The sequence below is a fragment of the Agromyces sp. GL_144 genome, assembly GCF_057834305.1.
Map to the genome: position 1 here is coordinate 2,067,298 of NZ_CM174399.1, position 11,872 is coordinate 2,079,169.

Consider the following 11,872-nt stretch of genomic DNA (forward strand, 5'->3'; position numbering starts at 1 on the left):
CGGCGACAATGGAGTGTGCAGAAGCTCCGTCTCGTGTTCGCCGGTACGCCGGCCGCCGCCGTTCCCTCGCTCGAACGACTCGCCGGCAGCGGCCACGAGATCGTCGCGGTCGTCACGCGCCCGTCGGCTCCGCTCGGCCGCAAGCGCGTGCTGACGCCGTCGCCGGTCGCCCAGGCGGCCGAGCGCCTCGGCCTCGAGATCATCGAGGCGGCGAGGCTCGACGAGGCGGTCACGGCCCGCATCGCGGCATCCGAACCCGATCTCGGGGTCATCGTGGCCTACGGCGGGCTCGTGCGGGAACCGCTGCTGTCGACGCCCGTGCACGGGTGGATCAACCTGCACTTCTCGCTGCTCCCGGCCTGGCGTGGCGCGGCGCCCGTGCAGCACGCGCTCATCGCCGACGACGCCGAGACCGGAGCGGCCGTGTTCCGGCTCGTGCCCGAGCTCGACGCGGGCGACGTCCTCGCCGCCCTCGTGCATCCGATCGTCGAGCACGACACGGCCGGCACCCTGCTCGACGCGCTCGCGGTCAGCGGCGCGGCCCTGCTCGCCGACGTCGTCGACGGCATCGCCGAGGGCACCGCCCAGGCCATCCCGCAGGTGGGGGAGCCCTCGTTCGCGCCGAAGCTCGGCATCGACGACGCCCGCATCGACTGGACCGCGCCGGCACGTCGGGTGCTCGCGCGCTATCGCGGTGTCACGCCCGAGCCCGGCGCGTGGACGACGCTCGACGGGGCGAGGCTGAAGCTGCTCGAACTCGCGGGCACCGTCGATCGCGATGACCTCGCCGACGCACCGGAGCTCGCCCCAGGCGAGTTCGCGACCATCGGTCGACGGCTCGTCGTCGGCACGGCCGACGTGCCGGTCGAGGTGGTGCGGGTGCAGCCGGCCGGCAAGACGGCGATGTCCGCGCCCGACTGGTGGCGCGGCTCAGGCCGCAGCGGGGCGGTGGCCGAATGAACGCGCAGCGCGGAGGCGGTACCGGCGCAGGCCGCAGCGGCGCACCTCGCCGCCCTTCCTCAGCACACCAGCCGAAGGTCTCGCCGGCGCGCACGGTCGCGTTCGACGTGCTCGAGGCGGTTCGCCGCGACGAGGCCTATGCCAACCTGCTGCTGCCCGCGCGCATCCGTCGGGCGCGGCTCAGCACCGCGGACGCCGCGTTCGCGACCGAACTGACCTACGGAACCCTTCGCCGCCAGGGCTACTACGATCACGTGATCGAGCTCGCGGCCGGGCGCTCGGCCGAGGCGATCGACCCGGCCGTGCTCGACGTGCTGCGTCTGGGCGCGCACCAATTGCTGGCGACGAGGGTGCCGACCCACGCCGCGGTGAACGAACAGGTCGACCTCGTGCGCCGGGTCGCCCCGAAGGCGGCGGGCTTCGTCAACGCGGTGCTCCGCACCGTCTCGCGCACGGATGCCGCGGCCTGGCGCGATCTCGTCGCCGAGGGCGCATCCGGCGACGACGATCGGCTCGCGCGACTCGAGAGCCACCCGGCGTGGGTCGTGCGCGCCCTGCGCTCCGCCCTCGCCCGCGAGGGCAGGGCCGACGAGCTCGAGGCGCTGCTCGAGGCCGACAACGCCTCGCCGCGCGTCAACCTCGCGGTGCTGCCCGGTGTCGGCGACGGCCCCGACGAACTCAGCGGCATCGAGGGCTTCGCGCCCGACCGGTACTCGCCGATCGGCGGAACGGCCGAGAACCCGATCGCCGTCGTCGAGGCGGCGGGCGGACGCATCCGCGTGCAGGACGAGGGCTCGCAGCTCGCCGCCCTCGCACTCAGCCGTGCGACGCCGGTGCGGCCGGGCGAACGATGGCTCGACCTCTGCTCGGGGCCGGGCGGCAAGACCGCCGTGCTCGCCGCCGAGGCGCTCGCGGGCGGGGCCGTGCTCGCCGCGAACGAGGTGGTGCCGGCCAGGGCAGAGCTCGTGCGAGCCGCGATCGCGGGCGTGCCGCTCGAGGTCGACGTGCGCGTCGGCGACGGCCGCGAGCTCGACCCGGCGGCGTTCGGCGCACCGGGCGGCTTCGACCGCATCCTCCTCGATGCGCCGTGCACGGGTCTCGGAGCGCTCCGCCGCAGGCCGGAGGCGCGCTGGCGCAAGCGCCCCGAAGACGTCGCCGAGCTCACGCGGCTGCAGGGCGAACTCCTCGACGCGGCGTTCGCGGCCCTCGCCCCCGGCGGCGTCCTGGCGTACATCACCTGCTCGCCGCACACCGCCGAGACGCACGGCTCCTTGGGCGCGGCGCTCGGTCGCTGGGGGTCGGCCGCCGAGTCGCTCGACACCGCCGCGGTCGTGCAGGCCGTGTCGCGGCATCCGCTCGATCTGGGGCCCGATGCCTCGACCGTGCAGCTGTGGCCGCACCGGCACGGCACCGATGCGATGTTCATCGCGCTCGTGCGTCGGGTCGCGCGCTCCTGAGAGGCCGGCGGCAGCCACCGACCGCCGATCGATAGGGTGGGTCCATGACGACGCGGATCAACCCGAGCATCCTCGCTGCCGACTTCGTGAACCTCGAGTCCGAGCTCGCGCGCATCGCGACCGCGGACCTCGTGCACGTCGATGTCATGGACAACCACTTCGTGCCCAACCTGACGTTCGGGCCGCAGATGGTCGGGCGCATCCAGGACGTCAGCCCGATCCCGCTCGACGTGCATCTCATGATCTCCGACGTCGACCGCTGGGCTCCCGGGTACGCCGAGCTCGGTGCGTACTCGGTGACCTTCCACGCCGAGGCGACCGACGAGCCCGTGGCCCTCGCGAGGCGGCTGCGCGCGATCGGTGCGCGTGCCGGCATCGCGCTCAAACCCGGCACGGATGTCGCGCCCTACCTCGATCTGCTCGCCGAGTTCGACCAGGTGCTCGTCATGACCGTCGAGCCCGGATTCGGCGGTCAGTCGTTCATGCACGAGACGATGCCGAAGCTGCGCCGCGTGTCCGACGCCGTGCGAGTGGCGGGGCTCGACGTCTGGCTGCAGGTCGACGGCGGCGTCTCGCTCGACACCATCGGCATCGCGGCCGAGGCCGGGGCCGACACGTTCGTCGCGGGTTCGGCGGTGTTCGGCGCCGAGGTGCCGGCCGAGCGCATTGCGGCCCTGCGTGACCTCGCGGCGTCGCACCGGCACGACGGCGCGCACGGCACCGGTAGTCTGAAACCGTGAAGACATTCGACGAACTCTTCGTCGAGCTCAGCGAGAAGGCCCGCACCCGTCCAGAGGGTTCCGGCACCGTGCGCGAGCTCGATGCGGGCGTGCACGCCATCGGAAAGAAGATCGTCGAGGAGGCGGCCGAGGTGTGGATGGCCGCCGAGTACCAGACCGACGACGAGGCTGCCGAAGAGATCTCGCAGCTGCTCTACCACCTCCAGGTGCTGATGCTGGCAAAGGGGCTCGCCCCGGCCGACGTGTACCGACATCTCTGATCGCGCTCCCGCCCGTCAGACCCGTCGACCACACGAAAGTCACGAAATGCTTCGAATCGCCGTGCCCAACAAGGGTTCGCTGTCAGAGACCGCCGCCCAGATGCTCTGGGAGGCCGGGTACACGGGTCGCCGCGATCCGCGCGACCTGCACACCGCCGACCCCCGCAACGGGGTCGAGTTCTTCTACCTCCGTCCGCGTGACATCGCGACCTATGTCGGCTCCGGCGCGCTCGATGTCGGCATCACCGGTCGTGACCTCCTGCTCGACTCCGGCTCCGACGCGGTCGAGATCGCGCCGCTCGGCTTCGGCGACTCGACCTTCCGGTTCGCCGGGCCCGCCGGTCGGTTCGCCGAGCTGGCCGACCTGCAGGGGGTGCGCGTCGCGACGAGCTACCCCGGCCTCGTGGGCGCGTTCCTCGCCGGCCACGGCGTGACGACCTCGCTCGTGAAGCTCGACGGCGCCGTCGAATCGGCGGTGCGGCTGGGCGTGGCCGACGCGGTCGCCGATGTCGTCTCGACGGGCGCCACGCTCCGTCAGGCCGGCCTCGAGATCTTCGGCCCCGTCATCCTCGACTCCGAGGCCGTGCTCATCGGCTCGGGCGTCGAGCGGGCCGGCGCCGACACGCTGCTCCGCCGCCTGCAGGGCGTGCTCGTCGCGCGCCAGTACGTGCTGCTCGACTACGACGTGCCGGTCGCGCACCTCGAGGCCGCGACCTCGGCCGCGCCCGGCTTCGAGTCGCCGACGGTGTCGCCGTTGCACGATCCCGAGTGGGTCGCGGTGCGCGTGATGATCCCGCGCTCCGACATGAACCAGGTCATGGACGAGCTGTACTCGCTGGGCGCGCGCGCGATCCTCGTGAGCGCGATCCACGCTGCGCGGCTGTAGGCGCCCATGTCCGTCGCGATCCGGGTCATCCCGTGCCTCGACGTCGCCTCGGGGCGCGTCGTCAAGGGCGTCAACTTCGAGAACCTGCGTGACGCAGGCGACCCCGTCGAACTCGCCGCACGATACGGCGAGCAGGGGGCCGACGAGCTCACCTTCCTCGACGTCACTGCGACCGTCGACGATCGCTCGACCACCTACGACATGGTGCAGCGCGTCGCCGAGCAGGTGTTCATCCCGTTGACGGTCGGCGGCGGCGTCCGTTCGAACGACGACGTCGCCCGGCTGCTCGGCCACGGCGCCGACAAGGTCGGCGTGAACAGCGCCGCCATCGCGCGCCCCGCCCTCATCGGCGAGATCGCCGACCGCTTCGGCGCCCAGGTGCTCGTGCTCTCGCTCGACGTCAAGCGATCGCCGCGCATGCCGTCGGGCTTCGTCGTGACGACGCACGGGGGTCGCACCGAGACCGACCTCGACGCCCTCGCCTGGGCGGCGCAGGCGATCGAGCTCGGCGCAGGCGAGCTGCTCGTGAACTCCATCGACGCCGACGGCACCAAGCGCGGCTTCGACCTCGAGCTCACCGCGCGCATGCGCGAGCTCTCGAGCGTGCCCGTCATCGCCTCCGGCGGTGCCGGCGCCGTCGAGCACTTCGCGCCGGCCGTCGCCGCCGGGGCAGACGCCGTGCTCGCGGCATCCGTGTTCCACAATGGGGAGATGACCATCGCCGAAGTGAAGGCCGCGCTGGCCGCCGACGGACGGATCGTGCGGTGAGCGCCGCACTCGAGTCGGCCCTCGATCGCGCCGCGTTCAACGCCGACGGGCTGCTGCCCGCGATCATCCAGCAGGAGGGCACCGGTGAAGTGCTCATGCTCGGCTGGATGGACCGCGAGGCCATGCGTCGCACGCTCACCGAGGGACGCGTGACGTTCTGGTCGCGTTCACGGCAGGAGTACTGGCGCAAGGGCGACACGTCTGGCCACGCGCAGTATGTGCGGCAGGCGGCGCTCGACTGCGACGCCGACACGCTGCTCGTGACCGTCGAGCAGATCGGCGTGGCCTGCCACACGGGCACGCGCACGTGTTTCATCGGCGACCCGCTCGAGGTCGTCCAGGGCTTCCCGCCCGCCGACTGACGAGGAGCGCGCGTGCCCGCCACCACCACCTTCGACGACTTCACCGCCCTGCTGCCGGGGCGACGTGTCGTGCCCGTCGTGCGGGAACTCTTCGCCGACGGCGAGACGCCGGTCGGCATCTACCGCAAGCTCGCCCACGGCAAGCCAGGCACGTTCCTCCTCGAGTCGGCCGAGCAGGGCGGCATCTGGTCGCGGTACTCGTTCGTCGGCGTCGGCTCCTACGGCGTGCTCACCGAGCGTGACGGGCACGTGCAGTGGCAGGACCACGGGCTCGATGAGGCGAGGGCGCTCGGCGAAGGCGCCTCGCTCGAACCGCTCGCCGCCCTCGAGGCGCTGTACGAGCGGTGGCGCTCCGACGACGTGCCGGGGGCCGCGCCTCTCATGGGCGGGCTCGTCGGCTTCATCGGGTGGGAGGCCATCCGCCAGATCGAGTACCTGCCGAACCGTCCGCCGGCCGACTTCGACGTGCCGGGTCAGGCGTTCTGCTTCGTCTCCGAATTGGCGGTCATCGACCACCGCACCGGAACCGTGCAGCTCGTGGCATCCGTGCTGAACGACGGCGTCGACGAACCCGACGCCATGTGGGTGGCCGCGCAGGAGCGACTCGACCGCATGCAGCGCGACCTCGCACGCCCGGCCGAGGCGTGGCTCGCCGACATCGACCTGCAGGCCGCCACGACGCCGTCGCATCGCACCGAGAAGGCCGACTTCCTGGCCGCCGTCGAGCGCTCGCGCGAGTACGTGCGCGAGGGCGACGTGTTCCAGGTCGTGGTGTCCCAGCGATTCGACCAGGAGGCGACGGCCGATCCCGTCGACGTGTACCGGGTGCTCCGCACGCTCAACCCGAGCCCGTACATGTACTTCCTGCATCTCACGGACTCGGCGGGGGAGCCGTTCCACATCGTCGGATCCTCTCCCGAGGCGCTCGTGAAGGTGCAGCACGGGCGGGTGTTCACGCACCCGATCGCCGGATCGAAGCCGCGTGGCGACACGCCGGAGGCCGATGCCGACTTCGAGGCCGAGCTCGTCGCCGACCCGAAGGAGCAGGCCGAGCACCTCATGCTCGTCGACCTCGCGCGCAACGACCTCGCGAAGGTCTGCGTGGCGGGCTCCGTCGAGGTGACCGAGTTCATGCGGGTCGAGCGGTTCAGCCACATCATGCACCTCGTCTCCTCGGTCGAGGGCGACCTCGCCGCGGGCGCGAACGCCGTCGACGTGTTCCGGGCAACCTTCCCGGCGGGCACGCTGTCGGGGGCGCCGAAGCCGCGGGCACTCGAGATCATCGACGAGCTCGAGCCCGCCCAGCGCGGCGTCTACGGCGGCGTCGTGGGCTACTTCGGCTTCGGCGGCGACGCCGACCTCGCGATCGCGATCCGCACGGCGACGATCTCGGGCGGCGTCGCCCGGGTCCAGGCCGGCGCCGGCCTCGTCGCGGACTCAGTCGCCGAGTCCGAGTTCGAGGAGTCCCAGAACAAGGCCGCTGCGCCGCTGCGCGCCGTGGCCATCGCCAACGCGATGCGGAGGGTTCCGTGAGCGGCGCGAGGGTCAAGTCGTATGCGCTCGTCGTCGGCCTCCTCGGCGCCGGTCTCGCGCTGCTGGCCTGGAGCCAGACCTGGTTCGAGCTGCACCTCACGGCGCAGGCCGATGCCGACGCCATCGCCGTCGGCGGGGCGGTGGCCTCGCCCGCACTGTCGGCGCTCGGGCTCGCCGGACTCGCGCTCGTCGCCGCCCTCGCGATCGCCGGTCCGCTCCTGCGGGTCGTGCTCGCGATCATCCAGGTCCTGCTCGGCGCGTCGATCATCCTGGCGAGCACGCTCGCGCTCGGCGATCCGGTCGGCGCGGTCGGGCCGGCCGTGACGGATGCCACGGGCGTGGCCGGTTCCGCGCCCACGGCCGAGCTCGTGGCATCCGCAGACCCCACGCTCTGGCCGACGATGGCCGTCGTCGGCGGCGTGCTCGTGGTGCTCGCCGGAATCGGCGCGCTCGTCACCGCTCGTCGCTGGCCCGGGTCGTCGCGGCGCTACTCCACGGCTCGCCTGGTCGACGCCGAGACCGGCGCCGCGGTGAGCCCCGACGAGGTCGCCCTCCCGCTCACGGACGCGCGCCGCAAGGCCTCCGACCGCGCCGTCGACGCATGGGACGAACTCAGTCGCGGCGACGACCCGACCGACGGCGACGGCGTGACGCCTGCTGCCGACCCGCCGCCCGCATCGGGCGATGACGAGCCCCGCGCCGCGCGCGAAGGCCACGACGACCCCAGCCGCTAGACTTGCGGCGACCCCCAAGCAACGAAGGAGCAACATGAGCACTGAGACCGCAGACCCCGGCCACGGACACTCGCCCGCGGCATGGACGGCCGTCATCATCATGCTCGTCGGCTTCACCGTGGGCACGTTCGCCTTCTGGTTCGAGCTGGCCTGGCTCGTCTGGGCCTCGGTGGGCATCGTCGTCATCGGGCTCGTGGTCGGCTGGCTCCTCGGCCGGGCCGGGTACGGCGTCGGCGGCGACAAGGTCGCCGCGAAGGCGCACTGACGCGTGCTCGCCGACCTGACGGCCAACTCGGTCGCCGACGCTCTCGCGCGCCGTGAGGTCCGCCCGCTCGACGTGGTCGAACGGGCGGCGCTCGATCGCGCACCGGCGCTCGACGCGCTCCTCGCGCTGCGCCCCGCCGGACACGTCAAGGTGATCGCCGAGATCAAGCGGGCGAGTCCCTCGCGCGGCCCGCTCGCGAGCATCGACGACCCCGCCGCGCTCGCCCGCCTCTACGAGCTCGGCGGCGCCAGCACCATCAGCGTGCTCACCGAGTCGCGCAGGTTCAAGGGCAGTCTCGAAGACCTCGAGGCGGTGCGCGCAGCCGTGGCGATCCCGGTGCTGCGCAAGGACTTCATCGCGACGCCGTACCAGGTGTTCGAAGCCCGTGCGGCCGGCGCCGACCTCGTGCTGCTCATCGTGGCCGCCCTCGACGACCGCACGCTGCGGGAGCTGTTCGAGCTCATCACCTCGCTCGGCATGACGCCGCTCGTCGAGACGCACTCCGCAGAAGAGCTCGAGCGCGCCGTCGCCGTCGGCGCACGCCTGATCGGCGTGAACGCCCGCGACCTCTCGACCTTCGAACTCGATCGAGACCTCTTCGGCCGGCTCGCCGACCGATTCCCCTCAGACGCCATCCGCGTCGCCGAGTCCGCAGTGCTCTCCGCTGCTGACGTCGCGCACTACCGCGCCGCAGGAGCGGACGCCGTACTCGTCGGCGAAGCGCTCGTCACGGGCGATCCGATGGCCAACCTCTCAGCTTTCCTGGCGGTGTGACATGGCGCTCAGAGCGCAGACCGGTCCGTACTTCGGCGACTTCGGCGGGCGCTTCGTGCCCGAATCCCTGATCGCAGCCCTCGACGAGCTCGGCGAGGCCTACGACCTCGCCAAGCTCGATCCCGCATTCGGCGAGGAGCTCGCCGAGCTCGGCCGCAGCTACACCGGCCGGCCCTCGATCATCACCGAGGTGCCGCGGTTCGCGAAACACGCCGGCGGCGCCCGCATCATCCTCAAGCGGGAAGACCTGAACCACACCGGCTCGCACAAGATCAACAACGTGCTCGGCCAGGCGCTGCTCACCAAGCGCATCGGCAAGACGCGCGTGATCGCCGAGACGGGTGCGGGCCAGCACGGCGTCGCCACGGCGACGGCGGCGGCGCTGTTCGACCTCGACTGCACGATCTACATGGGCGAGGTCGACACCGAGCGTCAGGCCCTGAACGTGGCCCGCATGCGGTTGCTGGGCGCCGAGGTCATCGCGGTCAGGAGCGGATCGCGCACCCTCAAGGACGCGATCAACGACGCGATGCGCGACTGGGTCACCAACGTCGAGACCACCAACTACATCTTCGGCACCGTGGCCGGGCCGCACCCGTTCCCCGAGATGGTGCGCGACTTCCAGAAGATCATCGGCGAGGAGGCACGCCAGCAGGTGCTCGACCTGACGGGCGCGCTGCCGACCGCCATCGCGGCCTGCGTCGGCGGCGGTTCCAACGCGATCGGGCTCTTCCACGCCTTCCTCGACGACCCCGAGGTCAAGATCTACGGCTTCGAGGCCGGCGGCGAGGGCGTCGAGACGCCGCGCCACGCGGCCACGATCACCAAGGGGCGCCCCGGCGTGCTCCACGGCGCGCGCAGCTACATGCTCCAGGACGACGACGGCCAGACCATCGAGTCGCACTCGATCTCCGCCGGTCTCGACTACCCGGGCGTCGGCCCTGAGCATTCGTGGCTCTCCGCCATCGGCCGCGCCGAGTACCGTCCGGTCACCGATGACGCGGCCATGCAGGCCCTGCGCCTGCTCACCCGCACCGAGGGCATCATCCCCGCGATCGAGTCCGCCCACGCCCTCGCCGGCGCCCTCGAGCTCGGACGCGAACTCGGCCCCGAGGCCACGATCCTCGTCAACCTGTCCGGCCGCGGTGACAAGGACATGGACACCGCCGCGACCTACTTCGAGCTCTACGACCAGGAGAACCCCAAGTGAGAACGGTCGCGCCCGTCATCGCCCGCCGCAACGAGGAGGCGAAGGGCGCCCTCATCGGCTACCTCCCCGTGGGGTTCCCGACGCTCGATGAGAGCGTCGAGGCCGCGGTCGCGCTCGTCGAGAACGGCGTCGACGTCCTCGAACTCGGCCTGCCGTACTCCGACCCCGTCATGGACGGCCCCGTCATCCAGGCGGCCACCCAGCAGGCCCTCGCGAACGGGTTCCGGCTCGCGCACGGCTTCGAGGCCGTGCGCCGCATCACCGAGCGGGTCGACGCTCCCGTGCTGATCATGACCTACTGGAACCCCGTCGTGCAGTACGGCGTCGAGCGCTTCGCGGACGATCTCGCCGCCGCCGGGGGAGCGGGCCTCATCACGCCCGACCTCATCCCCGACGAGGGGGCCGACTGGCTCGCGGCATCCGATCGCACCGGTCTGGACCGCGTCTTCCTCGCGGCGCCGACCTCGACCGACCCGCGGCTCGTGCAGACCATCGAGGCGAGCCGCGGCTTCGTCTACGCCGTCTCGACCATGGGCATCACGGGCGCCCGAGCCGACGTCGATGCGGCGGCCCGCACGCTGGTGGCCCGGCTCCAGGCGGCCGGCGCCGAGGCCAGCTGCGTGGGCGTCGGCATCTCCACCGCAGACCAGGTCGCCGAGGTGCTCGGGTACGCGCAGGGCGCCATCGTCGGCTCGGCGCTCGTTCGCGCCCTCGCCGAGGGCGGTGTCTCCGGAGCGGGGTCGCTCGCGGCCGAGCTCGCGCGCGGCACGCGTTCGGAGTGAAGTACGCTGACTGAGGCCCGAGTGGCCGAAGCCCCCGAAGAAAGGCAGCAGTCCGCGTGATCGCACCGCTGAGCATCCCGAGCCCCAGTCCCGAGTGGCAGTCGTTCCAGGTGGGACCGTTCACGATCCACATGTATGCGATCTGCATTCTGGTGGGCATCCTCCTGGCGGTCATCGTCACGTCGCGACGGCTCACCAAGCGCGGTGCAGAACCCGGCATCGTGCTCGACATCGCCCTGTGGGCGGTGCCGCTCGGCATCATCGGCGCCCGGTTCTACCACGTGTTCACGCACCCGAACGACTACTTCTACGAGGGCGCCAACATCTGGAACCCGTTCGAGTTCGGCGCCATCTGGAACATCTGGGAGGGTGGCAACGCCATCTACGGCGCCCTCCTCGGCGGCGCGGTCGGTGTGCTCATCGGCTGCCGCATCACCGGCATCCGCTTCCTGTCCTTCGCCGACGCGCTCGCCCCCGGACTCCTGCTCGCGCAGGCGGCCGGCCGCCTCGGCAACTGGTTCAACCACGAGCTCTTCGGCGCCCCGACCGACCTTCCGTGGGGCCTCGAGATCTCGTCCGACAACGCCGCCTTCCCTGCGGGGCTGGCCGACGGCACGCTCTTCCACCCGACGTTCCTCTACGAGATCGTCTGGAACCTCGCGGGCGTCGTCGCCATCCTGCTGCTCGAGCGCGCCTTCAACATGCGCTGGGGCCGCGCCTTCGCGGTGTACCTCATCTGGTACGGCACCGGACGCGCGTTCCTCGAGTCGATCCGCGTCGACCCGAGTGAGATGTTCCTGGGCATCCGCGTGAACGTCTGGGCCTCCTTCGCCGCCATCCTCGTCGGCATCGTGATGCTCCTCGTCCTGCGTCACCGGCACACCGGCGCCGAGCCGACTCCGTACGTCCCCGGGCGTGAATGGAAGGGCCCCGACGCTGCGCTAGACTCGGACGAAAATGAGTCTGACTCCGACTCTCTCGACAACGAGGTCGGGAGTGAGAACATCGAGGGCGAGACCGCAGCCACAAGCTCGCGCGGGTCCACCACGTCATAGGGCCCTCAACCTCGTTCTCCGACGCGGCGCCGCACCTCGCACCGCTACTCTCTCCGCTGGGCCGACGTCGTCCCCCGCTGCCACCT

General features: G+C 71.8%; 14 protein-coding genes. All 14 read left to right on the forward strand.

Annotation, left to right across the window (positions count from 1 at the left end):
- Positions 1-15: 15 nt before the first annotated feature.
- The 14 genes from fmt (at position 16) to lgt (ending at position 11,786) form a co-directional block, all read left to right on the forward strand.
- On the forward strand, positions 16-960 hold the full coding sequence (fmt, locus tag AC3IPY_RS09320) for a methionyl-tRNA formyltransferase (protein WP_489188170.1): 945 nt from the start codon (positions 16-18) through the stop codon (positions 958-960).
- Positions 957-2,417, forward strand: coding sequence for an RsmB/NOP family class I SAM-dependent RNA methyltransferase (locus AC3IPY_RS09325; protein ID WP_489188172.1), 1,461 nt, complete (start codon positions 957-959; stop codon positions 2,415-2,417). The genes fmt and AC3IPY_RS09325 overlap by 4 nt, the downstream gene beginning before the upstream one ends.
- Positions 2,418-2,461: 44 nt before the next feature.
- Positions 2,462-3,157, forward strand: coding sequence for a ribulose-phosphate 3-epimerase (gene rpe / locus AC3IPY_RS09330; protein WP_489188173.1), 696 nt, complete (start codon positions 2,462-2,464; stop codon positions 3,155-3,157).
- Positions 3,154-3,417 carry a phosphoribosyl-ATP diphosphatase gene (locus AC3IPY_RS09335; RefSeq protein WP_092965518.1) on the forward strand — a complete coding sequence of 88 codons (264 nt, stop codon included), beginning with the start codon at positions 3,154-3,156 and terminating at the stop codon, positions 3,415-3,417. The genes rpe and AC3IPY_RS09335 overlap by 4 nt, the downstream gene beginning before the upstream one ends.
- 46 nt (positions 3,418-3,463) lie before the next feature.
- Positions 3,464-4,303 (forward strand): ATP phosphoribosyltransferase, encoded by an 840-nt coding sequence (hisG, locus tag AC3IPY_RS09340; protein ID WP_489188174.1) that lies wholly within the window; start codon positions 3,464-3,466, stop codon positions 4,301-4,303.
- Positions 4,304-4,309: 6 nt separating this feature from the next.
- On the forward strand, positions 4,310-5,071 hold the full coding sequence (hisF, locus tag AC3IPY_RS09345; RefSeq protein WP_489188176.1) for an imidazole glycerol phosphate synthase subunit HisF: 762 nt from the start codon (positions 4,310-4,312) through the stop codon (positions 5,069-5,071).
- Positions 5,068-5,433, forward strand: a complete 366-nt coding sequence (gene hisI / locus AC3IPY_RS09350; RefSeq protein ID WP_489188177.1) for a phosphoribosyl-AMP cyclohydrolase — start codon at positions 5,068-5,070, stop codon at positions 5,431-5,433. The genes hisF and hisI overlap by 4 nt, the downstream gene beginning before the upstream one ends.
- Positions 5,434-5,445: 12 nt before the next feature.
- The gene (locus AC3IPY_RS09355; RefSeq protein WP_489188178.1) at positions 5,446-6,966 is read left to right on the forward strand and encodes an anthranilate synthase component I; all 1,521 of its coding nucleotides are present in this window, start codon (positions 5,446-5,448) and stop codon (positions 6,964-6,966) included.
- Positions 6,963-7,700: a Trp biosynthesis-associated membrane protein gene (locus AC3IPY_RS09360; protein ID WP_489188180.1), complete on the forward strand. Its 738-nt coding sequence runs from the start codon at positions 6,963-6,965 to the stop codon at positions 7,698-7,700. The genes AC3IPY_RS09355 and AC3IPY_RS09360 overlap by 4 nt, the downstream gene beginning before the upstream one ends.
- Positions 7,701-7,734: 34 nt before the next feature.
- Positions 7,735-7,965: a DUF6704 family protein gene (locus AC3IPY_RS09365; protein ID WP_489188181.1), complete on the forward strand. Its 231-nt coding sequence runs from the start codon at positions 7,735-7,737 to the stop codon at positions 7,963-7,965.
- Positions 7,966-7,968: 3 nt separating this feature from the next.
- A complete protein-coding gene (trpC, locus tag AC3IPY_RS09370; protein ID WP_489188182.1) occupies positions 7,969-8,739 on the forward strand; it encodes an indole-3-glycerol phosphate synthase TrpC in 771 nt (256 codons plus the stop codon).
- Position 8,740: 1 nt separating this feature from the next.
- Entirely contained in the window at positions 8,741-9,949 is a 1,209-nt protein-coding gene (gene trpB / locus AC3IPY_RS09375; RefSeq protein WP_489188184.1) for a tryptophan synthase subunit beta, read from the forward strand.
- Positions 9,946-10,731, forward strand: coding sequence for a tryptophan synthase subunit alpha (trpA, locus tag AC3IPY_RS09380; protein ID WP_489188185.1), 786 nt, complete (start codon positions 9,946-9,948; stop codon positions 10,729-10,731). Before trpB ends, trpA begins: the two co-directional genes overlap by 4 nt.
- Before the next feature lie 131 nt (positions 10,732-10,862).
- Complete coding sequence (gene lgt, locus AC3IPY_RS09385; protein WP_489188295.1) at positions 10,863-11,786, forward strand: prolipoprotein diacylglyceryl transferase; 924 nt, start codon at positions 10,863-10,865, stop codon at positions 11,784-11,786.
- Positions 11,787-11,872 lie beyond the last annotated feature (86 nt).

Coding starts and splice junctions, on each gene's coding strand:
- AC3IPY_RS09325 (WP_489188172.1), top strand. CDS start 957: ATGAACGCGCAGCGCGGAGGCGGTACCGGCGCAGGCCGCAGCGGCGCA.
- rpe (WP_489188173.1), top strand. CDS start 2,462: ATGACGACGCGGATCAACCCGAGCATCCTCGCTGCCGACTTCGTGAAC.
- hisG (WP_489188174.1), top strand. CDS start 3,464: ATGCTTCGAATCGCCGTGCCCAACAAGGGTTCGCTGTCAGAGACCGCC.
- hisF (WP_489188176.1), top strand. CDS start 4,310: ATGTCCGTCGCGATCCGGGTCATCCCGTGCCTCGACGTCGCCTCGGGG.
- AC3IPY_RS09365 (WP_489188181.1), top strand. CDS start 7,735: ATGAGCACTGAGACCGCAGACCCCGGCCACGGACACTCGCCCGCGGCA.
- trpB (WP_489188184.1), top strand. CDS start 8,741: ATGGCGCTCAGAGCGCAGACCGGTCCGTACTTCGGCGACTTCGGCGGG.
- lgt (WP_489188295.1), top strand. CDS start 10,863: ATGTATGCGATCTGCATTCTGGTGGGCATCCTCCTGGCGGTCATCGTC.